Below are 21,785 nucleotides of genomic sequence, written 5' to 3'. Positions count from 1 at the left end.
TCGTCAGGATTTGCGGCGGGATACGGTTTACTGTCGATGATGCCGAATGTAAACGACTGTCCTGATCGTCCGTATAGTTAGGAATACCTGAGGTATGTGAGAGTCAAATGATGTATTGTAGTCTTTTCACCATCTTTTTGTTTGGCTTAATATTTACTAATTGGGTCTTCATGACTCAGTTTCCCCTGTTGTACTAACTGCAAAATGGAAACAGCCGTAAAAGTTTTTGTGACTGAACCAATTCGATATTTCGTATTGATATTGTTTTTTACATCTAGTTCAAAATTTGCTTTACCAACTCCAATTGAATACAGAACATTTCCTTTTACTAAAACTAAGATGGACCTGCAAAGTTTCCGTTCATTGGCTTAAGCTCTAAATACGCATAGCCTCAATAATTCCCTTTATTTAACTATCGTTCCCAGTTAGTTTAATGATGCGATGCGGTTAGGTTGTGTAAGTTGTTTGCCTGATTCGCTTGCTCGAAATTTCTCGGACAGACCAAGGAGCGGAAGCTCCGCAGTGTGAGTACGGTGTTAGGCGATGCCAATTCTTCATTATACTACTTACATAAATCAGTTAAATCATTTTTAGTATTCTTTACTTTCTTTAAAATCCCGTCACTAATCAGGAACACAACTGAATTAATAATGAAACTAAGAGTAAATAGTCCATAAAATCGGATCGAAGTAACTTCTATTCCGAATATAATCACTGATGATAAGATCACTTGAAATAATACGGTCAATACGATTCTAATGAGTTTATACTTCTGAAAACAAAACTCACATACCACAGAAACAGGGAGGATGAGTAAAATAATAGGAACTGTACAAATAAATATGGCAAGTAAAGGCATGCTATTACCTATTAAGAACATGTACATAACAGAGAATACAATGATCGTCATTAACGTTGATGTCAATTTTCTGAAAATTATTCTCTTCACGTATTTATCAAAAGCATTGTTCTGTTCTAGATAACTCACTTTAATGTTGTCATCCATCTCGAAATCTCTCCATTGTTGTTCAATTCAGGTTTTATCTGACTTAAGTGGTTTCGCCTAACATTGTTGTATTCACGAACCCTATTACCGAGCTCTCACCACCTTAAAGAAGCGTAGCGACTGGATTTCCTTATTTGAGGTATTCGTGAAATGATTCAACTATCCTGCCCAATAGCTTAACGAGGCTGCCAAACAAATTCGTGGCAGCCTCGTCGGTTTCCTTTATTTAACTAACGTTCCCAGTTAGCGGATGATTAAGCTAAAGTGTTTGTCAAACTGTAAGTTTCTCTAACCATACTGAATCAGGTTTCATTATACGTATTCCACTTGCGAGCCAAAGCTTCTGCTGATCATCCATGATCGTGACATAATTATTGAAATCTTCATCATCTTTTTCTCTTGGGTTCAAACTTTTAAACAGTAGCTGCCATACCGGATTTACAAAGGGTCTCCCCTGACGATCTTTGAGGGAAAACTCATTTATGTGCATCGTTATATTTTTATTCTTTCGGAAAACAACTTCATTCTCCACACGCTCAGTAAGCAGAATTTCTATAAAATCCTTTTCCCTGAAAAGATGTAAACAATATCTGGGCAGTGATAAGTCGCTAAAATGTGTATAGTCAACAAGACGACTTTCACCTGGTACTGCAACTTTAATTTCCCAATCCTTAAAATATCGAAGTGCTTCTTTAGCATCCTCACGGTAAATACAAATATCCAGATCGTCATGCTCTCTAGTTACTCTACCCAAGGCAATATCGACTACCCAACCTCCAGCTATAAACCAAGATTTCTGAAAATTCTTCATTACATCCATGATAAAGTCTAAATCAGAATGAATAAATACTCCCCCTAAAATACCAATATTGAGTGAATACCTTCGACAGTATCCTTGATTTTCCTACTCCATAAGCAGTTATCTTTTTGAAGTAACCACCACGCAAAACTGCCCGTTAGCGTAGTGAAGGGCTGCCAGGCGGCAGCCCTTTCGTTATTGAACTATCGTTCTCCGTTAGCTTAAAAGAATGCTATTGCCCAGCGTATCTGTCTTCAATAACTTTTTATCTTACTTATTCTTTAACTTTTATCTTCCACTAATTTATATCCTATATAAGTAAGTTTATCCGTTTTTGCTTTTCCTTCTTCAGAGTAAATAACACTCTCAGTAATAAACCCATACTTTTTACGATTATATTCGTGCTTAATTCGTTCATACTCTGATGACTTTTCTATCGGGTCATTTTCTTTACCTAGAAAGCTGTCAAACGAAGACTCAGTTGAAATACGCGCTCCCTCGATGACTTTAAATCTAGAAACATCATCCACAAAAAGTGGTAAGCTACCACAGTAAGCATCGTTGTTATCTTTTGAATAGGGATACTCCAGTACTTTAAAACTATCTGGGTCTGCATTGATTACTTTAAATATTGACCAGTCATTGCTATCGTAAATATATACATAATTCTTATCTTTTGCGTAATGATTTCTGCCGTTGGTGCTAATAATTCTGAAGGTTTCCGGATCGGATCCTTCTACTTTATGGTCTTTAAAATAGACACTATTATTATCTCTTGCAAAATCACTATACTTTAAAACCTTGAATTCATCCTTATTCACTTCAATTGGACTAACTCTTCTGCCAACGGCTGCATCATAGGAAACATAATTCCATGTACCATTTTCATATACATATCCTGGTTTGAATTTGTGATATAAGAAAATTCCTAATACCGTAAGACAGCAAACTATTACTCCAGTGAGTGCTAACTTCTTTGTCATTATCACCGATCCCCCACTTTTTCCCTATTTAACCAATATTACAACTTAACAGGGGATTTGTTAAGCTAAACTGCCCATTAGCTTAATGCCTACAGCCAGTCTACAACTTTATTTTCCGGTCTAATACTCTATTTTTTAATCTAAAACTTTATTTTCACTTCACAGTTGGGCTGAATAAGTATAGGGTAAGTGGTCAAAACTGGTTCTTAAAGATGGAGGTGCTTAATGAAACGCAAAAACATTTGGTCAACTGAGGATGATATACAATTAACAGAGATAGTTCTTAGACATCTCAAAAATAGAAGTACGCAGCTTAAGGCTTTTGAAGAGGCAGCAGAGATATTAGGCCGGACTAAGGCTGCGTGCGGATTTCGATGGAACAGTTCCTTAAGAACACAGCATGCTGATACCCTTCTTAAGCTAATAGGTGACACGAAAGGAAGACGTAGAACTAAACCAGTAGCCGCAGGCCTGCACTGTGATACCAATATTGAAGGTGACAACAAGCCACTTACTAAAATTTTTACTTATATTAAAGAACTTGAGCAAACTATTGCAAATCAACAGAAAGAGATAGAGCAGCTTCGCAATCAGGTGAAGCACGATGGCGACCGGTATATCGCTAGCGAGGATTTACAAACCCTGATGAAAATCATTACTCACGCCAGACGGAATGGCTATCTAAATCAAGCGAATTAACAAGAGGACCATGCTGCGACATGGTTCTCTTACATGATAGAAGATATTTTTATCTTTTTTGAGAGTCAATCGAGGCATTGGGTATATGTGCTATCTGGTGTACCAGGTGACTTATCGGCGTTGCCACGCATTACACAGACTCCCTCATTATTTATTTGCTTCTTCTAGTCTTACTTCTTAAGGCAATATGTTGCTCAAGAGTCGAGTTTAATAAACTTATCAAAGCAATAAGAATCCCTGTCATACCCATTATGTTCATAGAAAGCATGGGCATCGGTTCGCTTCATCCCGGTACATAGAATAATGCTGGATATTCCACTGTTTTTCGCATAATTTTCAGTGTATTGTAGCAGTTCGGTTCCTACCCTATGACGCTGAAAATCCTTATGAACAGCAAGCCCGGTTATATGCAGATAACCATTCGCCGATCCTACGGCTAATCCATGAACGAAAGTTATGAACCCAACAACTTGATTCTCAAGTAACGCTACAAACGTTTTGTAATTGCCGGCTCTGGACATCTGTTCCATCGTAACGCGAAAGTTCTCATTCGTGACCGTACGCACTCCTAATACATCGTTCCATAAGAAAACTACTTCGTTATATTCATCTGTTTCAACTTCCCTTATCTTCATTTGCATACCCGTCCCCCTTTATAAAAAAATTATGAAAACAGATGCTCGATGGCATTCTGCTCCGGGATGTTATTAAACTAACCATGTACTCGTTGACATTATCCATCAGACCACTTCCTCGTGTAGAAAGCATGCTTTTCTATGAAAATTTCCCGCCCTTTAACATAATGAGGCTGCCATACAAATTCGTGGCAGCCTCATTAGTTTCCTTTATTTAACTATCGTTCCCAGTTAGCTCAATCACTAATGGAAGTTAATTTCCTGAAATAATCCATCTTACTGTCAATAAATCGATCATTAAAGTCAGCTGCCCCTATTACCTCTGATTCACTAAAACATAAACCAAATAGCCACAGTTGTCTTAAGGCGACGAATATAGGAACCACGTTAACATCATTTTCACTGAGATCTCTTACGTCCCTATATCCTTTTAAAAAAGCACCCCAAAGTCTTTCAGCTTCCCCATTGTTATGACCACTGTGAATTTCTCTCGCCAATCTAAACTCTGCGATATCATAAGATCTCCAACCATAACCCGAAATATCGAAATCATAATGTGTCAGTTTTCCGTTGTCCGTGAATGCTACATTTGTGTTACCGTGCAAGTCCCCATGACATACACCCCAATCTAGTCCTTCTTCTATCTTCAACTCTAATTGTTCCTTTAGAGCTAAAAATAGTTCACAAATGAAATTGTAATCCTCTTGACGATGTTCCATATGTAACTTAATTATGTTAAGCGGTTTCACAATTAGATACTCTAAATTCAGATCATCTCTTACATGTTCACTTCTAAAATTATCAGTAACTTTATGAATTTGAGCAACGGATTTTCCAAAGAAATAACTATCTTCTTCGGCATGAATAGGCTTTTCATTACCTTCAGCAAAACTAAACATAACCCCGTATTTCACGCCCTCAATGACAAAAAACTCGTTTATGATGCTACCATCTTTTTTTGTAATCGGCATAGAAACGCTTACATCATTCTCATTTAGATAACTTAATAAATCTAACTCAAAAGCAATATCCGATTTATTTCTTCTATCAGAACGATAAACTCTAAAGACAAATTTACCTGACCCAGTCTCTAAAATATAAGTATCGTTCATGCCTCTAAGGTAATAAGTTAAATTAATAGGCTCCTGAACTTCATAATTGTCTTTAATATAAGACAATAGCGCTTGCTTAGACAGTAGTGAGTATGCAACAGGAAACATAAACAAATCTACACCTTCCTTTTGAGTATCATTATTATTTCAATTACTCTCCCTAACTTAAGAAGACATCAAGTGGATGGAACATGAACGGTGTCCCATTAATATAGCCTCTTAATATCGCTTGTGCATAGGGTTGCTCTTCAATCAAGTTTTCAATCTCGAGTGTAGTCTCAGCATGGAAGCTGTATGCTTCGATGATTGACATAACAAAGAAGCATTCCAATATTGGGATGGCATCGTCATCCATTTTCCTGACCTGCTTATACCCATCTAAGAAAAGTTCTCTCTGGTGAGGAAGTAGCCCCATGATCGACTGGGCTATGTCGTAGAGATGAAATCCAAAACCACACCTACCGAAATCGATGGCATACGGTTCGTTGCCGCGAAAAACGACGTTCCCGTTGTGTAAATCTGCATGAATCAATCCATAATTCCTTTTTTGATGTTTTAATGTTTCAAGATGATTTGCCACTTTAGCTGCGGCAATGGTGTATAATTCAAAAGCTTCATCAGAAATGAAATGTGAGTGATGCCGCTGCAAATGCTCCCAGTCCCGATGGAAACTTTCACTACCCCAAACAGGACGTGTAAAGCCGTTGTATGGACGGAAATCAGCTGCTGCCTCGTGAAGATTTGCCATTAATGCCCCCATTTTTCGGATTTTCTCCTCTGTAAGCACCTTTTTGTCCAAGCGCTCACCCTCGATCCATCTCAAAAGGGTCACATAATAACGGTGGCCATCGGTTGTCGCCGTATGTGTGACAAGAGCTCCTTCTCGGTTCACTATTGCTTCGGGCACATCAAGTCCCTTTCGCTTAAGAGTTGCTAACCACTCAAGTTCGGAGATGATTTCCTCACTCGTTTTATCTATCTGGTGAATGCGAAGCAAGAATTTCTCTTCCTCGCCGTTTTCTATACGGAAGGTTACATGCTCAGAAATTTGGATGAAATGAATAGAATTCCAGTCTACCTCATAATCCTGCAAAGCTTTAAGAGCCGCATGTTTCGTTTGCTTCAACGTAAGTATCCGATTTGCGTCGGTATTGATTAGAAAGCCATTTTTCATAAAGCAATCCCCCCTTGTTAAACGTTCTCTTTTCAATTTAACAAACTATGAGGTTGTTCGCGCTGTAATTTATTATTTAAGCTGTTTTTCCACTTAAAAATCCTTTATTAAACCCCGTTGAAAAAGAGCTGCTCACCCAAATCCCCCTCAAATATAAGAACGTTTGAGATTGGCTATTGTTTAAATTATCCTGCCCATTAGCTTAATGAAAAGTGGAGCAGCTGCCACCGGCAAACTGCTCCAAGTTAAGTTAAACTATAGTTCTCCGATAGCTTAATGGCTTTACCTCATCTATTGCGCCGCTCGCCTATGTAATTTCCATTTTCATCGTAATACGTTACTGTTATCGGCTCTCGCCTTAATTCATTTTTAAGCGGGTTATATCCACCGTTTCCGTACCACTCATCAATCCTGTATTTTCCACTTCGAACAAACCAGTTTTTATAATCGTAGTAGTACACATTTACATCCAAAAACGCACTTACTTCAGCAAGCATTTTTGTGCCATTCCGCTCTACGATCTGCTCCTTGATATTGGCAGTATAAAATAATAAAAATACACTCCCCCAAAAACCTCCAAAGCCAACAGCTGCCAACAGTGCTATCGTCCCGACTGTACGAATCAACAGAGCGAACCTTTTCTTGTACATTTGTAAACAAGCTATAAGACCACAAGAACATGCGGTAACCATAAGCAGCAACAGGAAAAAGTATACCGATATGACCCAATGACGATAAGTAAGTTGGAATGCAGCCAGTAGTAATGATGAAGCTCTTGCAAAGAAAATAATGGCGGCTATTAATAGTAAGGTTATAAGTGTGAATTTAACCCTCCCATTTTGCTTTTTGAAACAGTCGATTGGAGCAATAAGTGTTGCTATTGCCTTTACCACCTTTCATAAGCAGCTTGAGCTATCGTTAATCGTTAGTGTAATAGGGACTTATATATTTTTTTGCGAAGACACGGTAAGTGCCGTCTTACTCAGCATAACAATTCTAGTCACATTATTTGCTTTTCTTTGAAGCCATCCAGAAGACGATAATCACAATTGGGATAAATATGTACCAAGGAATATTAATCGTACTCCGGGTAATAAAAGCGATCAGCAACAATCCTAATGTTCCAAGAATAAGCCACAAGCAACCTCTTCCAAACGTCTCCATAGGTGAGGATCCTGCGCTTCCCCCCATGTCAGATGAAATATGATCACTATAATAACGAGAACCTTTTGTTGTCTTAGTTACTACGGTTCCACAATATTTACACGTTACTGATCCTTGCGCCAAAAGTTCATTACAGTGCTGGCATGTTGTAGGAGTCGAGTTTCCTGAATAGTCTTTAACAGCATTAGGGGTGCCTTCCATTTGTGCATCTTTAAGCGAATTACCACAAACAACACATATGATGGAACCTTCAACGTTTGATTCCCCACAATTGACACATAACTTTACTGCCATTATGCAAGACCATCCTTTTTACACCAATAATTGGTTGCGTATATTCCCTTTACTGTTAAAACGTGTAAAACATGATAAAGTTGCATCAAGCTCCGTTAACGTAATAAAGCCGCCGGCCAGCGCCAGCAGCTTCTTCAGATTCGTTTATTAAACTATCGTTCTCCGTTAGAATTCCTGTAAAACAATTAATTTCTTGTTTGAACAAAAACGAGCGCCTCGGTACGATGGGAGTATGCAACGGGTCAAAAGCCCTTTAAGTCCACATCAGGAGGTCGCTCTATCATGAAGCTTAAGGCACAAGACAAGCAAAATCAACTCATTGATACCATTACAGCTCATCATCTAGTTGTGGGCGTAGATATCGCTCAGGAAGCTCACGTTGCACGCGCTGTCAGCTTTCGTGGGATAGCCCTAGGCCATCCACTGGAGTTTGGTAATCATCTTGAAGGGTTCAAGCAGTTAGGCCGCTGGATCCAGGATTTACTCAAAACCTACAAGCTTAACAAAGTCATTGTCGGAATGGAACCTACAGGCCACTACTGGTTTAGCCTAGCACGCTGGCTCATGGATCTAGGCATTGAAGCCGTTCTTGTTAATACGCATCTCGTTAAAAAGAACAAAGAAAACCGAGATAATACACCGTCTAAAAACGATCGTAAAGACGCTCTAGTCATTGCAGATATGATGAAAAACGGATATTACCTACCCCTTATTCCCGCATGCCCTTTTTCCACCTCCCAACCACCGGCTTCACATCAACCCTTTCCTCAGCTTAACTAAAAGGGTGAAATCCTGCGAATTCATGAGTCTGAGTGAGGAAATTGAATCATTTCGAGGGAGCTTAATGATCAACAGGTCAGTCTAAACCTATATTTTTTCAGTCTAATACTTTATTTTCCAGTCTACAACTTTATTATCAACTGACATTAATCAATTGACATGCTTTTGAGTTCTATTTGCTTACTCCAAGAAAAATAGCCTGCCGGTTTGCCCAGCAGGCTATTTCATCAGTTGCCATATTTATTTGTTGGTTTCAAACTATATTTGTTAGTCAACTATCTTTTCTAGTTTTAACATTAATGGTCGCAAACAATACTTCATTGTAATAACTCACGCTATGATGTTTTTAGTTTTATTTTCAATTTTATAATCTCAATTATTTCGCTCTTGTTATAATCATCAAGGTTTCTAAAAACTTCAATCAACCTTTTCTCAAATTGATCTTCATAAGTCATACCATCGTCTACAGCGACACCGGTTAATAACCAATTTAAGTTCACAGTATATTGTGCTCGAATAGATACTAATGTTTCCGCAGAAGGATTACTATTTCCCATTTCAATTTCACTCAGATTCCCTTGAGAAATCCCTATACTCTTTGCAAACTGACTTTGGTTTAGATTATTCTCTTTTCGTATACATTTGATTCTATAGCCAATGCCACTCATCCGTTTCACCACCATCATGAAGTCGTATGAAAATTAACTTCTACTCAAATTAAAAGGGAGCGCCGAATTATTCCCCTCGGGCTCCCTTCTAGATGTCCAATCATCTTGCTTATCGGTTCCACACATTTTTTACTGGTTCCAGACATCTTTTACTGGTTCCAGACATCTTTATCATCTGACAATTAAAGTGACAGACCAAATGTTCCTACTCCACCGTAACACTCTTCGCCAAATTCCGCGGCTTATCAACATCATTACCGCGCGCAAGGGACGCGTAGTAGCTCAGCAGCTGCAGAGGCACAACCGCTAAAGCCGGCGCCAACAATGCCATCGTCTTCGGAATCGCAAAGATTTCATCTACGGATTTACGCAGATCCAGCTCATCCTCGTTCACAACGCCAAGAACGTGCGCGCCGCGAGCTTTGACTTCCTTGATGTTGCTCGCTGTCTTCTCGAACAGCTCTTCCTGTGTCGCCAACGCGATCACCGGGATACCTTCTTCGATCAGGGCCAGCGTACCGTGTTTCAGCTCACCCGCTGCGTACGCTTCGGAGTGGATGTAGGAGATCTCCTTCAGCTTCAGGGAACCTTCAACCGCTACCGCGTAATCCAGACCGCGGCCGATGAAGAACAGGTTGTCGTGCTTCGCAATCGACTCCGCAAAAGCTTTCAGCACTTCCGACTGCTCAAGAATCGCCTCAACCTGGCCAGGCAGCGCCTGCATCGCTGTCAGCAGCTCCGCTACCGCAGCATCCTCCTGCGTTCCAAGCACCTGCGCCATGTAAATGCCGAGCAGGTAGAACGCAATCAGCTGGGACGTGTACGCCTTCGTCGAAGCTACCGCGATCTCCGGCCCCGCCCACGTCGTGATGACGTCGTCCGCTTCGCGAGCAACCGACGAGCCGACCACGTTTGTGATCGCCAACACACGCGCGCCGCAGCGCTGTGCTTCACGCAAAGCCGCCAACGTATCCGCTGTCTCACCGGACTGGGACACGACAATTACCAGTGTGTCTTTCCCGATAATTGGTGAACGGTAACGGTACTCGGACGCTACGTCTGTCTCAACCGGAATGCGTGCCAGCTTCTCGATTACGCTCTTACCGACAAGACCCGCATGGTACGCCGTACCGCATGCTACGATGTGAATGTTGCGGATCGCACGAATGTCGTCCTCCGTCATTTTCAGCTCAGGCAGCACCACACGTGTACCTTCATCGTTCAAACGCGCACCCATTGTGTCGCGGTATGCTTTTGGCTGCTCGTAGATTTCTTTTAGCATAAAGTGATCAAATCCGGCTTTTTCCGCAGTAACCAGATCCCAATCGACATGGAATATTTCCCGAGAAATAAGGTTTCCTTCGAGATCCTGCAGATCGATGCCGTTTCTTGTCAAAATCGCCATGTCACCGTCGTTCAAAATAAACACATTGCGAGTGTACTCCAAAATCGCCGGAATATCCGAACCGATAAAGTTCTCGCCTTCGCCGACCCCGATTACCAGAGGGCTTGCATAACGCACAGCCACCAGTTTATCCGGCTCATACTCTGTCAGTACGCCCAAGGCATAAGCGCCTCTCATGCGCTTCACCGCACGCTGTACAGCCTTCACGATATCTCCGTCATACTCATCCGCCACCAGATGCGCGATAACCTCCGTATCCGTCTCCGACACGAACACATGGCCCTTCGCAGCCAGTTCTTCTTTCAGCGTCAAGTAGTTTTCAATGATTCCGTTGTGTACAACCGAGAACTTCGAAGAATTGTCCGTATGAGGATGCGAATTCACATCAGACGGCTTCCCGTGAGTCGCCCAACGCGTATGCCCGATCCCTGCAGAACCCTCCAAAGGAGCCCCCGTCAGCTCGGATTCCAGTACCGCCAAACGCCCTTTGGCCTTCTTCACTTCCAGCCCGTTCTTCGTAAATACAGCGATCCCAGCAGAGTCATACCCGCGGTATTCGAGCTTTTTCAGCCCTTCCAACAAAATTTCCTGAGAATTACGATGACCAATATATCCAACAATACCGCACATAGTATAATAACCTCCAATAAATTTATAAAATTGTCCAAAGAGCCGAATGTTCCGAGATTCCGCCAAAAGGCAATAAGAAACCCAGGCTGCCGATCCGCTTTTTTCACAAAAAAGCATGCTCCCGGCGCCACTCGCCCGCTTCCATATAACACTTAAAAACTATCTATAAAATCAACCGATACAAAAAGTCCTATTCAATAGACGAACCCTCTCCAACAAAACTAAAACCGGCGGTCCGCAAATCATGCACACGAAATAAGCATCGTGACGCTCACCTGGCCCTCTGCCGGTGTTGTCCGTCAACGTGCATCGCTATGCTCTCATCCTCATTGGAACTTTGTCCGCCCGGTTGCCCGCGGCGATTTGTTTCCAACTTACGGCTCGGATGTAAAGCCGGGAGGCCCCCGCCGAAAACTTCGAACCCCTCCACCTCGTCAGCTGATCCGTACACCCGAAACGACCCAAATGCAGCTTGCTTTTCCCGCACTTGAAACCGTAACAAATGTCCTTCAAAGCTCTGGCGCTTGTTAAACTAGGAACCGCGGCCCACCTTTCCATTCTAGAGTACTAGTAACATCTTATTCATTTTGATGCCAAGTTGCAACCCTATTTTCATGTAAACGCACTCAATCACCTTGAATCTCTTCCATTCTTTTCTTTACGCCAAAAAGCCCCCGATTCCGACACCGAAACCGGGGACTCTTCCTGTCCAATTGCCATGCGGCCAAACTTAAACCAGCTCAGCCTTTACTACTTCAGCGATCCGATTTACATAAGCTTCGACCGTATCTTTATCGGGGCCTTCCGCCATTACGCGGATCAACGACTCGGTTCCGGACGGACGCACCAGCACACGGCCGTTCTCGCCAAGCTCCTCTTCCACTTCGCGGATCACGCCTTCCACCGCTGCGTTGCCGTTCAGCTTGCTCTTATCTTGAACACGCACGTTCAGCAGCACCTGAGGGAACTTCTGCATCATTGTTCTCAGCTCTGCCAACGATTTACCGGATTCTTTCACCGTAGCAACCAGCTGCAGCGCTGTTAGAATGCCATCACCCGTCGTGTTGTAATCCAGGAAGATCACATGGCCGGACTGCTCTCCGCCCAGGTTGAAGCCGCCGCGGCGCATCTCCTCCATCACGTAACGGTCGCCGACTGCCGTTTTGGCGGTCTGCAGGCCCAGCTCCTTCACAGCCTTGAAGAAGCCGATGTTGCTCATCACCGTCGTCACAACGGTGCTGTGGTTCAGCTTGCCTTTGCGGTTCATGGCATCCGCGCAAATGCACAAAATAAAGTCGCCGTCCACTTCCTCACCGGAAGCGTCTACAGCGATCAAGCGGTCCGCGTCGCCGTCGAACGACAGACCCAAATCCGCCTTGCGCTTCACGACTTCCGCCTGAAGGTTCTCCGGATGGGTAGACCCGCATCCTTCGTTTATGTTCAGGCCGTCCGGCTCAGCACCGATCGTGATCACTTCCGCTCCCAAATCGCGGAATACTTTAGGCGCCAGCTGGTATGCCGACCCGTTGGCGCAATCCAGCACAATTTTCAACCCGTCGAATCGGGTTGAAACCGTTGTTTTCAAATAATCCAGGAAACGATACTTCGCCTGCTCATCCACAGTTACCGTTCCCAGCGCTCCGCCTACCGGGCGGGGCAGTTCATCCGTTTCCGCATCCATCAGGCGCTCGATTTCAAGCTCCGTCTCATCAGACAGCTTGTAACCGTCCCCGCCGAAAAACTTGATCCCGTTATCCTGCACCGGGTTATGCGATGCCGAGATCATAACACCCGCATCCGCACCAAGCAGACGGGTAAGATAAGCAACCGCAGGTGTTGATACGACACCGATCCGGATGACATCCGCCCCGATAGACAGCAGCCCCGCCGTCAACGATGCTTCCAGCATAGGTCCGGAAATCCGTGTATCCTGCCCGATGATCACTTTCGGCTTATCCGCCTGGCGTGTCAGCACGTACCCTCCGCAGCGCCCGATTTTATAAGCTAATTCGGCAGTCAATTCTTGATTGGCTACCCCTCTTACCCCGTCTGTACCAAAATATTTCCCCATATCTATTCCAGTCTCTCCTTCATCGTATATGTCATTCCTGCTCTCCCATGTAAAAGTACCTGTCTTACAACGCTATGCCCCTACGTATGGTTCCATACCAATATCAGGGGTTTGCGTTGTTTCCCGTACTTTCCGTATCTCCGCTGTTGTACCCGCTGCCCGGTTCGGAACCATCCGACACGGAGTTGGTACCCGTGCCGCCGTCCCCAGGAGTACCTGCATCCGTATCGCCTGTTGTCTGCCCGTTACCGTTACCGTTACCGGCCCCGCTTTCGTCAGTAGGCGCTTCCGGTTCGTCCCGGCTTGACGTATCGCCAAGATCAGGCGTCTGATCTTTGACCGCCGGGACACTAGGATTCGCAGCAACCTTCTTCGCCCGAATTTCAATCTTCGCCTGCCCGCTATAATCACTGCTAGCATAAATCAAACTAGGCAAGTTGAGCATGACCGGAACGGTGTGCGTTCCCGGCGGCAGATCCGTCACATTGGCAATCGCCTGGATATCCTTTTGCGTTAAGGCTCCCACTAAATCCGGCGCTCCTACCACTGTAACGTCGATCACACTGCCCTCAGGCTCTCTTATACTTGTTATAAATTCGTCATTCGCTCCGATGATCGTCACAGGAACCTGCTTTATCGTCCGTTCAGCCGATGGAACGACCCGGATATCATATTCCACCGAAGCCGGCTCTATCTTATCCGCACCCGGGAGCAGCGGAATCTCCAGCTTCACTTTTGTGTCCTTCGTCAATTGAAGCTTGGTCAGATCCATCTGAAGGCCGTCATAAAGCTCAAGCGTATTCAGGTATTCCTGCGGCCCATACACGGTAACATGATCGACATTAGGCGTCAAGGAAGCAATGCTGTACCCATCCGGCATACGGCCTGATAACTTCACCTGCAGCGGTACCATTTTCAGCGGAGATGTGATCGGCACTTCCACTTCTACTACAGAAGGCGTGATTATGGCATCCACCTTGTGGCCGTTCCTGTCATAGGCGCTCAGCTTTACCTGCCGGCTCTGAATCGCTTCATCGGCACCGGACAAGTCCACCGTCCCCCGCACGCTGGCAATCAGCTCCTGACGGCTGCTTGGCGCGGATACATACACTTTTGATGGAGTAATTACCGCTTCACCGGCTTTAAACCCATCGGCCGGACTGCCTGTCCATTGGATTTCCACAGGCATTTCCTTCTTCTGGACCGCTTCCACCCGAACCGTTACATGGGAAGGCAGAATTTCCAGAATAGAGACACCGGAGGAATCGATGATCCCTTTCAAAGGCAGCGTATGGACTCCCTCATCTACTCCGGATAAATTCAGCTCCACACGGGTATCTCCCGGGCTGACACGCGCAAGCGCGGACTGCTTCCCTCTCAGGCGCAGCGTCACCTTGGAAGGCTCTATAGCACTGACATAATATTGATCCGCATCGATTCCAACGGTAGAGATGGCGACATCCGTTACCGTATCTGTACGTACTGCAGGAACCTGAGGACCGGATGTATTTTGCTGGTTAAAATGAACTACCATCCACAACAGCACCCCGAGCACCAAAGCGGTTATCTTGACTACGGTCGAGTTCTCCAGCCATTTATCCATCATGATTCCTCCCTCCCTTTCAGGAAAGAGGATCTCAGTTTGTTTCGCTTCCCGCCGCCTTTGGAATTTGGACGCAGCTCTTCGTACAGCTTCGAAATCAGGGACTCTTCCTTGATATCCCGGACTACTTGTCCATTCATAGCCAGCGAAATCTGACCCGTTTCCTCCGAAACCACGACACATACGGCATCCGATACTTCGCTCATTCCGATCGCTGCCCGGTGACGGGTCCCCAGTTCTTTGCTGATAAAAGGGTTCTCCGATAACGGCAGATAGCAGCCGGCAGCCATAATGAGATTTCGGCGGATTATCACCGCACCGTCATGCAAGGGCGTATTCGGCACAAAAATATTCATCAGCATTTCCGAGCTGATCTTCGATTCCAACGGAATGCCGGATTCGATATAATCGGTCAGCCCCGTATCCCGCTCAAAAACAATCAAGGCGCCGATTTTCCGCCGGGATAGCGCATTGAGAGAGGTAATTACATCAGTGATCCGCTTGCTGAACTGCTCATCCTCTTCCGTTGAGGAGCGGCTGAAGAGCTTCCCCCGACCCAATTGCTCCAATGCGCGGCGGAGCTCCGGTTGAAAAATAATAATAACCGCCAGCACGCCGAACGTGAACATCTGGTTCATCAGCCAGTTCACCGTATACAAATTAAACCAGATGCTTAGAGCCCATGTGGAGATCAGGACAAAAATCCCTTTCAGCAGCTGCACAGCACGGGTTCCGCGGATCAGGACGATAATTTTATAAATAACATAGCTTACAATGAGAATGTCAATTATATCTTTAATGGCACCACGCCAGGTATATCCAGCAAAATAATCCATAAAAGAGCCCCCAAAACCCTTATTGCCTACCTTTATACAGTCTCCAAATGATGCCGGGTCTATCAGGCAGCCTCTTCCTATCCTGAGATTCCCGATTTTGTAATCTTATTGTAACACAAGACAAAAACTCCCGAAACCATAGGTACGGGAGTTCTTGATTTGTTCCGCCGGGACTAGTTGGTAATGGAGTTGAAGGTTGTTCCGATCTTGTACCAAATCCAGTCCAGCGCCTGATTAACCTGCGTAATATGTCCTGCGATATGCGCGGTAGACGCTAGATTCATGCTGCCGTCGATCACCGTAAGGTCTCCTTCAACGTCACCGTAAACTTGCGTCTGTCCGTTCTCCACGGTTAAATTCCCTGCTACGGTATGGCCTTCGGGAACGATGACGGTATCGCCTTGAATGACCACCTGGCTCAGGTCGGTTCCCTTCACGATCAGCTCGCTTTCCTGATTCCACAGGCTTGCGAAGCTGCTCGCCATAACGACCAGGAACACGGCTGCAGCAGAGATGGCAGGATGCTTCCGTACCCACTGGGTCCAGCGGCGCTGCGGCTTCCTAGGGGCGGCTGGCAGAGCCCCCATGATCCGGGCCGTCAAGTCGTCGGGCGCTTTCTCCGGCGTTACCAGGCTCATGAGCGCTGTAGTGCGTTCCAGCTCCTGAAAATGCTTGCTGCAATCGCCACATTCGGCCAGATGTCGGTTCAACTCGGCTGTTCCGGGAGCATCGAGGTCGCCGTCAAGATATTCATGTATTAAAGAGATGGCTTGTCGGCAATCCATTAGAGGCCACTCCTTTCGTTAGATAAAACTTTTACTGTTCTATACCATACGATCCGGTCCGGTTTATGTTTCATAATTTGGCTTCCATTTTTTTGCGCAAAAATTCTCTTCCGCGATGCACCCTTGTTTTCACCGTGGTAACAGGAACCCCTAAAATGTCTCCGATTTCCTGAAGGGACAGATCATGAAGATATTTTAGGACTACGGCTGATTTATATTTGGCCGGAAGCTCCTCGATGGCCTTGTGAATCATATCCTGTGTCTCCGTCAGCAGCAGCATCTTTTCGGGCCCGGGATCGTTGCTAGGGAGCATTGAATACATATCCGTGCCTTCTCCTTCGTTCAACTCCGCATCTAGAGAATAACCCGGTTTCTTCTTCCGCAGCCGGTCGATGCACAGGTTTGTGCCGATTCTGAAAATCCAGGTGGAAAACTTCTGCGCTTCATCGTACCTCTCCAGATTCGAATAAACGCGCAGGAACGTCTCCTGTACGACATCTTCCGCTTCCTGCCGGTTGCCGAGCATACGGTAGCCCAGATTGTATATCTTGTCTTTATAGAGTCCCACTAACTCTGCGAAAGCCGATTGGTCGCCGTTGCGTGCCAAACGCGCCAGTCGGGCATCCATTGCATTCACTTCCATTCCCCCAAGGAAAGGTTGTCATAAAGAAAGGCCGAAAACCGCATAGGCTTCCGGCCATTCTGTTGGATCAACCTGTATTTCGAAGACCTGCGGCTATGCCGTTAATGGTGAGAAGCACTTCCCGGAGCAAGTCCGGATCGTCTTCGCCTTGTTCACGGAGAGCCCTCAGTTCGGTAATCAGCTGTACTTGCAAATAACTCAGCGGGTCAACGTAGGGATTACGAAGCCGGATCGATTCCTGAATGACCGGTACGTTATCCAAAATTTCCTGCTGTCCCGTAATCATAAGAATCAGTTCGGACGTTATCTTATATTCTTCCATAATTCCGCCGAAAATACGCTGTTCCGTTTCTTTATTCTTAATCATATTCGCATATTCCTTGGCGATCAGCAAGTCCGCTTTGGCCAGCGCCATCTGCAGGCTGTCGATCATCGTGCGGAAGAACGAGGATTGCTCATACATCGTTCTCAGCGTCTTCATGTTCTCTTCATTGCCGTTGTAATAGCTTTGAAGTGCCGTACCAGCTGCATACCATGCAGGCAGCAAATAGCGGCTTTGCGTCCAGGAGAACACCCATGGGATCGCACGCAGATCCTCAAACCGGTCGCTGTTCTTCCGCTTGGATGGACGGGAGCCGATGTTCAGCTCGCCAATCTCAGGCAGCGGTGTGGACTCTTTGAAAAAGCTAAGGAAGTCCGGATCCCGGAAGATCAGATCTTGATACTTCTCCTGTGCGGCTTCCGAAATCTGTTTAATGATAGCATCCCACTTGTGCTCCTGTTGGGGGCTTTGCGGGTAGCGTGCGAGCAGCGCGGCTGTGATCAAGGCTGAAGTCGCCTGCTCCAGACTGCGGTACGCGATCGGCTGCATCGCATAGCGGGAGGAGAGCACTTCACCCTGTTCCGTGATCTTGATGCCTCCGCCAATCGTGTGGGCCGGCTGCGCTAGAATACTGCGGTTCAGCGGCATTCCTCCGCGGCCCAGTGCGCCTCCGCGGCCGTGGAAGAACTTGAGCTTCACGCCGTGCTTGTTGCCCGTGTTCGTGATTTCGTTTAGGGCCACTCGCAGCTCCCAGTTCGCTGTAATCATACCGCCGTCTTTATTGCTGTCGGAATAACCGAGCATAATTTCATGCATATTGCCCTTAGCTTCCACCCCTTGCCTGTATGCCGGGATGTTGAATAAGGTATCCATGATGGCCGGAGCCGCATGCAGATCGTCAATGGTCTCGAACAGAGGAACGGACTGCAACGTACAAATAACCTTGCCTTCCGCATCTCTTCGGTATAAGCCCACTTCTTTCGCAAACACCATGACTTCCAGCATATCGCTCGCACCCTGAGTCATACTGATTAGATAACTGGAGATACAATCTACACCAAATTCTTTCTGGGCTGCCTGAATCGTCTTATACACATCCAGGCACTCTTGTGTAGATTCTGTATATTCAGCATAAGGTGAAGTCAGCGGCCTAGGGTCTTTGAGAAGCTCATGAAGCAATTCAATTTTCGCTTCTTCTTCCAGCTCCGCATAATTACTCACAATATTCATATGAGCCAAAATCTCGGTCATTGCATTCTCGTGCTCTTTGCTGTGCTGACGGACATCCAGCGCCACTAAATGGAAACCGAACAGTTCTACTTGGCGGATCGTTTTCTTAATATAGGAATCTGCCACAAAATCGGCATAATGATTGCGCAAGCTTTGGTCAATGGTAGACAAATCCTGAATTAGCTCTTGCGGACTGCCGTACTTGGCAGAAGCGGGAGCATCCGCCAAACCGGTATTTATCAGTTTCTCACGCATATAAGAAAGCTTAACGCGGTAAGGTTCCTTCTCGTTGCGCCAACGGTCGACGCTCTTGATTTCCATCTGTTTCCGGTCCTGCTCGATCGACTCGAGTAAGGCAGGGGTTACATCTACCAAATTGGCACTAAAGCTTAGCACGCCGTTAAGTTCCTTGAGAATTTCGCCATACTTATGCAAAACCAGCTGTCTGTGCATCTTCAGTGTTTCCCAAGTGATTTTCGCCGTAACGGACGGGTTGCCGTCTCTGTCGCCCCCAATCCAGGAGCCGAACCGCAAATACGTAGGCACATGCCATGCATGGCCCGGGTAATATTTATCCAGGCAGCGTTCCAGCTCCTGATAAACATCAGGCAATACATCGAACAAAGTCTGGTCAAAATAATACATGCCGTTACGTACTTCGTCGATGACCGTCGGCTTCCGGTCGCGCAGCTCATCCGTTTGCCATAGGGTAATGACTTCATTCAGCAGCTTCTCGCGCAGTTGTTCACGTTCTCTGTATGTGATGGTCGGATTGTCTAATTGCATGACTTCGTCAGCAATACGTTTATGGATAGCCAATACCGCTCTTCTCATCGCTTCCGTTGGATGCGCGGTCATTACAAGCTCCAGGGAAATGCCCTGCAGCAGCTGCTGCACTTCCTCCATAGGGATATTGCTGTCTTTCAGTTCCATGATGACGCTTTCGATGGATCCAGGTTGAATGTTCTCCCCGGCAGAGCGTTCGTAATCCCGCTTGCGACGGATCCGGTGATTCTGTTCCGCAATATTTACCAACTGAAAATAAATCGCAAAAGCACGAATGACTTGATGCCGGTTGTCCGCTTCAAGACCGCGGATCGTGTTCTTAAATTCTTCAAACAAGCTGGGAACGAAATTCGCACGAAGTGATTTGCTCATCTCTCTAATTTTCTCTACAATATCGAGAAGTTCGGTTCCGCCTTGATGGACCAGAACTTCACCCAGTATGTTTCCCAAGAAACGAACATCCCGGCGCAGCAGATTATTAGGCTGATTCTTATTTGTAACCACTGCCAGGTCTGACATGTCTTCCCCTCCATCGTAATTGTTCGACAATTGCAAACATTTCTTATCATCATACTACAAATGCCCTAGAAAATCTTCCGTATAAATAAAATTTATATGCTAATTAAAACCTATTCCATACTGTTAAAACAAGCGGCTTTAGTGTTATGAAGGTACAAAAAAAGACTCCCCTCGGAGTCTTGTATGCTTATGTATGGAGCGGGTGATGGGAATCGAACCCACGCTATTAGCTTGGAAGGCTAAAGTTCTACCATTGAACTACACCCGCATTAAAATGGTCGGGATGACACGATTTGAACATGCGACCCCCTGGTCCCAAACCAGGTGCTCTACCAAGCTGAGCTACATCCCGACTATGATAAAATAATGGCGTGCCCTAAGAGATTCGAACTCCTGACCTTTTGATTCGTAGTCAAACGCTCTATCCAGCTGAGCTAAGGGCACAAAAATAATGGAGCGGAAGACGGGAATCGAACCCGCGACCCTCGCCTTGGCAAGGCGATGCTCTACCGCTGAGCCACTTCCGCATAAATGGTGCGCGTGGAGGGACTTGAACCCCCACGCCAAAGGCGCTAGATCCTAAGTCTAGTGCGTCTGCCAATTCCGCCACACGCGCACAATGTTTCAGGCATATTGTTTACCATGAAAGGTAAATGGTGAGCCATGTAGGACTCGAACCTACGACACCCTGATTAAAAGTCAGGTGCTCTACCAACTGAGCTAATGGCTCTCAATGAGAGTGAAAATGGCTGGGGATCAAGGATTCGAACCTTGGAATGACGGAGTCAAAGTCCGTTGCCTTACCGCTTGGCTAATCCCCAAAGGTAAAACAGATGTGGTGCCGTCGAGAGGACTTGAACCCCCAACCTACTGATTACAAGTCAGTTGCTCTACCAGTTGAGCTACAACGGCACAATATTCATTCAGTGATAATATAATGGTGGAGGCTGAGGGGATCGAACCCCCGACCCTCTGCTTGTAAGGCAGATGCTCTCCCAGCTGAGCTAAGCCTCCATACATTTGGTCACAAAGGCTATCATACAACATTCAGCAGCAAATTGCATCTTGTAAATGTTGGTGCATAACCAGTTTGTCCAAAACTTGAAGTAATAATACTAATGGTGACCCGTAGGGGATTCGAACCCCTGTTACCTCCGTGAAAGGGAGGTGTCTTAACCCCTTGACCAACGGGCCTTGCTAAAAATACTGGAGCTCTCAACCGGGATCGAACCGGTGACCTCATCCTTACCATGGATGCACTCTACCTACTGAGCTATGAGAGCAAGTGGCTCCCCGAACAGGACTCGAACCTGTGACAACTCGATTAACAGTCGAGTGCTCTACCAACTGAGCTATCAGGGAATAGAGTACCCGAACGCCAAATTTCGACGTTAGAGTATGGTTGTTCGCTTGGCAACGTCCTACTCTCCCAGGACCCTGCGGTCCAAGTACCATCGGCGCTGAAAGGCTTAACGGTCGTGTTCGAGATGGGTACGCGTGGTTCCCTTTCGCCATTGTTACCAAACGGTATTGAGTTTCAGGATTTGCACCCTGAAAACTGGATGTGAAGTAAAGTGTAAGTCTGCGCAGACTCTGTTGATTCAGAGTATTTGGATAAGCCCTCGACCGATTAGTATTCGT

16 protein-coding genes, 12 tRNA genes, 1 rRNA gene and 2 pseudogenes are annotated in these 21,785 nt (G+C 45.7%); 2 read left to right on the top strand and 29 right to left on the bottom strand.

The features are described 5' to 3' along the window. Positions 1-146 precede the first annotated feature (146 nt). The 3 genes from ACFSUF_RS00155 to ACFSUF_RS00145 all read right to left on the bottom strand — a co-directional run bounded on the left by ACFSUF_RS00155 (position 147) and on the right by ACFSUF_RS00145 (position 2,788). Complete coding sequence (locus tag ACFSUF_RS00155) at positions 147-341, bottom strand: serine hydrolase (RefSeq protein WP_377598946.1); 195 nt, start codon at positions 339-341, stop codon at positions 147-149. Positions 342-1,277: 936 nt separating this feature from the next. Next, complete coding sequence (locus ACFSUF_RS00150) at positions 1,278-1,826, bottom strand: nucleotidyltransferase domain-containing protein (protein WP_377598931.1); 549 nt, start codon at positions 1,824-1,826, stop codon at positions 1,278-1,280. 260 nt (positions 1,827-2,086) lie between these two features. Then, positions 2,087-2,788 carry a DKNYY domain-containing protein gene (locus ACFSUF_RS00145; protein WP_377598929.1) on the bottom strand — a complete coding sequence of 234 codons (702 nt, stop codon included), beginning with the start codon at positions 2,786-2,788 and terminating at the stop codon, positions 2,087-2,089. A gap of 225 nt (positions 2,789-3,013) precedes the next feature. On the opposite strand from ACFSUF_RS00145, the gene ACFSUF_RS00140 reads away from it, so the two are divergent. Further along, entirely contained in the window at positions 3,014-3,487 is a 474-nt protein-coding gene (locus ACFSUF_RS00140; protein WP_377598927.1) for a hypothetical protein, read from the top strand. Positions 3,488-3,681: 194 nt separating this feature from the next. On the opposite strand, the gene ACFSUF_RS00135 is transcribed toward ACFSUF_RS00140, so the two are convergent. The 5 genes and pseudogenes from ACFSUF_RS00135 to ACFSUF_RS00115 all read right to left on the bottom strand — a co-directional run. Continuing rightward, positions 3,682-4,128 (bottom strand): GNAT family N-acetyltransferase, encoded by a 447-nt coding sequence (locus tag ACFSUF_RS00135; RefSeq protein ID WP_377598925.1) that lies wholly within the window; start codon positions 4,126-4,128, stop codon positions 3,682-3,684. A 230-nt stretch (positions 4,129-4,358) separates the two neighbouring features. Beyond that, positions 4,359-5,342, bottom strand: a complete 984-nt coding sequence (locus ACFSUF_RS00130) for a phosphotransferase (protein ID WP_377598923.1) — start codon at positions 5,340-5,342, stop codon at positions 4,359-4,361. Positions 5,343-5,394: 52 nt separating this feature from the next. Next, entirely contained in the window at positions 5,395-6,408 is a 1,014-nt protein-coding gene (locus ACFSUF_RS00125; protein WP_377598921.1) for a phosphotransferase enzyme family protein, read from the bottom strand. Between the two features lie 287 nt (positions 6,409-6,695). After that, the gene (locus ACFSUF_RS00120) at positions 6,696-7,301 is read right to left on the bottom strand and encodes a hypothetical protein (protein WP_377598919.1); all 606 of its coding nucleotides are present in this window, start codon (positions 7,299-7,301) and stop codon (positions 6,696-6,698) included. Between the two features lie 370 nt (positions 7,302-7,671). Continuing rightward, positions 7,672-7,866, bottom strand: a pseudogene (locus ACFSUF_RS00115) (hypothetical protein); the annotation flags it as partial. A gap of 282 nt (positions 7,867-8,148) precedes the next feature. On the opposite strand from ACFSUF_RS00115, the pseudogene ACFSUF_RS00110 reads away from it, so the two are divergent. After that, a pseudogene (locus tag ACFSUF_RS00110) lies at positions 8,149-8,577 on the top strand (IS110 family transposase); the annotation flags it as partial. Positions 8,578-8,981: 404 nt separating this feature from the next. Here the strand turns inward: ACFSUF_RS00110 and ACFSUF_RS00105 are convergent. The 21 genes from ACFSUF_RS00105 to rrf all read right to left on the bottom strand — a co-directional run bounded on the left by ACFSUF_RS00105 (position 8,982) and on the right by rrf (position 21,669). Beyond that, entirely contained in the window at positions 8,982-9,314 is a 333-nt protein-coding gene (locus tag ACFSUF_RS00105; RefSeq protein WP_377598917.1) for a helix-turn-helix domain-containing protein, read from the bottom strand. A gap of 205 nt (positions 9,315-9,519) precedes the next feature. Then, positions 9,520-11,349, bottom strand: a complete 1,830-nt coding sequence (glmS, locus tag ACFSUF_RS00100; RefSeq protein ID WP_377598915.1) for a glutamine--fructose-6-phosphate transaminase (isomerizing) — start codon at positions 11,347-11,349, stop codon at positions 9,520-9,522. 730 nt (positions 11,350-12,079) lie between these two features. Next, complete coding sequence (gene glmM, locus ACFSUF_RS00095) at positions 12,080-13,420, bottom strand: phosphoglucosamine mutase (RefSeq protein WP_377598914.1); 1,341 nt, start codon at positions 13,418-13,420, stop codon at positions 12,080-12,082. Between the two features lie 103 nt (positions 13,421-13,523). Continuing rightward, on the bottom strand, positions 13,524-15,026 hold the full coding sequence (locus ACFSUF_RS00090; protein ID WP_377598913.1) for a CdaR family protein: 1,503 nt from the start codon (positions 15,024-15,026) through the stop codon (positions 13,524-13,526). Further along, a complete protein-coding gene (cdaA, locus tag ACFSUF_RS00085) occupies positions 15,023-15,859 on the bottom strand; it encodes a diadenylate cyclase CdaA (RefSeq protein WP_377598911.1) in 837 nt (278 codons plus the stop codon). The genes ACFSUF_RS00090 and cdaA overlap by 4 nt, the downstream gene beginning before the upstream one ends. Positions 15,860-16,032: 173 nt before the next feature. Beyond that, the gene (locus ACFSUF_RS00080; RefSeq protein WP_377598910.1) at positions 16,033-16,644 is read right to left on the bottom strand and encodes an anti-sigma factor; all 612 of its coding nucleotides are present in this window, start codon (positions 16,642-16,644) and stop codon (positions 16,033-16,035) included. Positions 16,645-16,714: 70 nt separating this feature from the next. Further along, the gene (gene sigW, locus ACFSUF_RS00075) at positions 16,715-17,287 is read right to left on the bottom strand and encodes an RNA polymerase sigma factor SigW (RefSeq protein ID WP_377598908.1); all 573 of its coding nucleotides are present in this window, start codon (positions 17,285-17,287) and stop codon (positions 16,715-16,717) included. Positions 17,288-17,354: 67 nt separating this feature from the next. Next, positions 17,355-20,144 carry a phosphoenolpyruvate carboxylase gene (ppc, locus tag ACFSUF_RS00070; protein ID WP_377598906.1) on the bottom strand — a complete coding sequence of 930 codons (2,790 nt, stop codon included), beginning with the start codon at positions 20,142-20,144 and terminating at the stop codon, positions 17,355-17,357. Between the two features lie 194 nt (positions 20,145-20,338). Continuing rightward, a tRNA-Gly gene (locus ACFSUF_RS00065) sits at positions 20,339-20,412 on the bottom strand. Between the two features lie 7 nt (positions 20,413-20,419). Then, positions 20,420-20,496: transfer RNA gene (locus tag ACFSUF_RS00060), tRNA-Pro, on the bottom strand. Between the two features lie 15 nt (positions 20,497-20,511). After that, positions 20,512-20,588: transfer RNA gene (locus ACFSUF_RS00055), tRNA-Arg, on the bottom strand. 8 nt (positions 20,589-20,596) lie between these two features. Next, positions 20,597-20,671, bottom strand: a tRNA-Gly gene (locus ACFSUF_RS00050). A gap of 5 nt (positions 20,672-20,676) precedes the next feature. Beyond that, positions 20,677-20,760 (bottom strand) — tRNA-Leu (locus ACFSUF_RS00045). A 38-nt stretch (positions 20,761-20,798) separates the two neighbouring features. Continuing rightward, positions 20,799-20,874: transfer RNA gene (locus ACFSUF_RS00040), tRNA-Lys, on the bottom strand. 16 nt (positions 20,875-20,890) lie between these two features. Continuing rightward, positions 20,891-20,965: transfer RNA gene (locus ACFSUF_RS00035), tRNA-Gln, on the bottom strand. A 15-nt stretch (positions 20,966-20,980) separates the two neighbouring features. Then, positions 20,981-21,056 (bottom strand) — tRNA-Thr (locus ACFSUF_RS00030). A 26-nt stretch (positions 21,057-21,082) separates the two neighbouring features. Next, positions 21,083-21,158: transfer RNA gene (locus ACFSUF_RS00025), tRNA-Val, on the bottom strand. Positions 21,159-21,263: 105 nt separating this feature from the next. Next, positions 21,264-21,338 (bottom strand) — tRNA-Glu (locus tag ACFSUF_RS00020). Between the two features lie 13 nt (positions 21,339-21,351). Continuing rightward, positions 21,352-21,427: transfer RNA gene (locus ACFSUF_RS00015), tRNA-Thr, on the bottom strand. Between the two features lie 3 nt (positions 21,428-21,430). Beyond that, positions 21,431-21,506 (bottom strand) — tRNA-Asn (locus tag ACFSUF_RS00010). A gap of 46 nt (positions 21,507-21,552) precedes the next feature. After that, positions 21,553-21,669 (bottom strand): 5S ribosomal RNA (gene rrf, locus ACFSUF_RS00005). Positions 21,670-21,785 lie beyond the last annotated feature (116 nt).

Source organism: Paenibacillus gansuensis, assembly GCF_042684925.1.
GTDB lineage: Bacteria > Bacillota > Bacilli > Paenibacillales > DY6 > Paenibacillus_N > Paenibacillus_N gansuensis.
The sequence above is the reverse complement of the archived record's forward strand: the minus strand, read 5'-3'. Positions and strand labels throughout refer to the sequence as shown.

Bases quoted from the DNA above. Each gene is read 5' to 3' on its own strand.
- ACFSUF_RS00150 (WP_377598931.1), bottom strand. From the start codon at position 1,826: ATGGATGTAATGAAGAATTTTCAGAAATCTTGGTTTATAGCTGGAGGT.
- ACFSUF_RS00145 (WP_377598929.1), bottom strand. From the start codon at position 2,788: ATGACAAAGAAGTTAGCACTCACTGGAGTAATAGTTTGCTGTCTTACG.
- ACFSUF_RS00140 (WP_377598927.1), top strand. From the start codon at position 3,014: ATGAAACGCAAAAACATTTGGTCAACTGAGGATGATATACAATTAACA.
- ACFSUF_RS00135 (WP_377598925.1), bottom strand. From the start codon at position 4,128: ATGCAAATGAAGATAAGGGAAGTTGAAACAGATGAATATAACGAAGTA.
- ACFSUF_RS00130 (WP_377598923.1), bottom strand. From the start codon at position 5,342: ATGTTTCCTGTTGCATACTCACTACTGTCTAAGCAAGCGCTATTGTCT.
- ACFSUF_RS00125 (WP_377598921.1), bottom strand. From the start codon at position 6,408: ATGAAAAATGGCTTTCTAATCAATACCGACGCAAATCGGATACTTACG.
- ACFSUF_RS00105 (WP_377598917.1), bottom strand. From the start codon at position 9,314: ATGAGTGGCATTGGCTATAGAATCAAATGTATACGAAAAGAGAATAAT.
- glmS (WP_377598915.1), bottom strand. From the start codon at position 11,349: ATGTGCGGTATTGTTGGATATATTGGTCATCGTAATTCTCAGGAAATT.
- glmM (WP_377598914.1), bottom strand. From the start codon at position 13,420: ATGGGGAAATATTTTGGTACAGACGGGGTAAGAGGGGTAGCCAATCAA.
- ACFSUF_RS00090 (WP_377598913.1), bottom strand. From the start codon at position 15,026: ATGATGGATAAATGGCTGGAGAACTCGACCGTAGTCAAGATAACCGCT.
- cdaA (WP_377598911.1), bottom strand. From the start codon at position 15,859: ATGGATTATTTTGCTGGATATACCTGGCGTGGTGCCATTAAAGATATA.
- ACFSUF_RS00080 (WP_377598910.1), bottom strand. From the start codon at position 16,644: ATGGATTGCCGACAAGCCATCTCTTTAATACATGAATATCTTGACGGC.
- sigW (WP_377598908.1), bottom strand. From the start codon at position 17,287: ATGGAAGTGAATGCAATGGATGCCCGACTGGCGCGTTTGGCACGCAAC.
- ppc (WP_377598906.1), bottom strand. From the start codon at position 20,144: ATGTCAGACCTGGCAGTGGTTACAAATAAGAATCAGCCTAATAATCTG.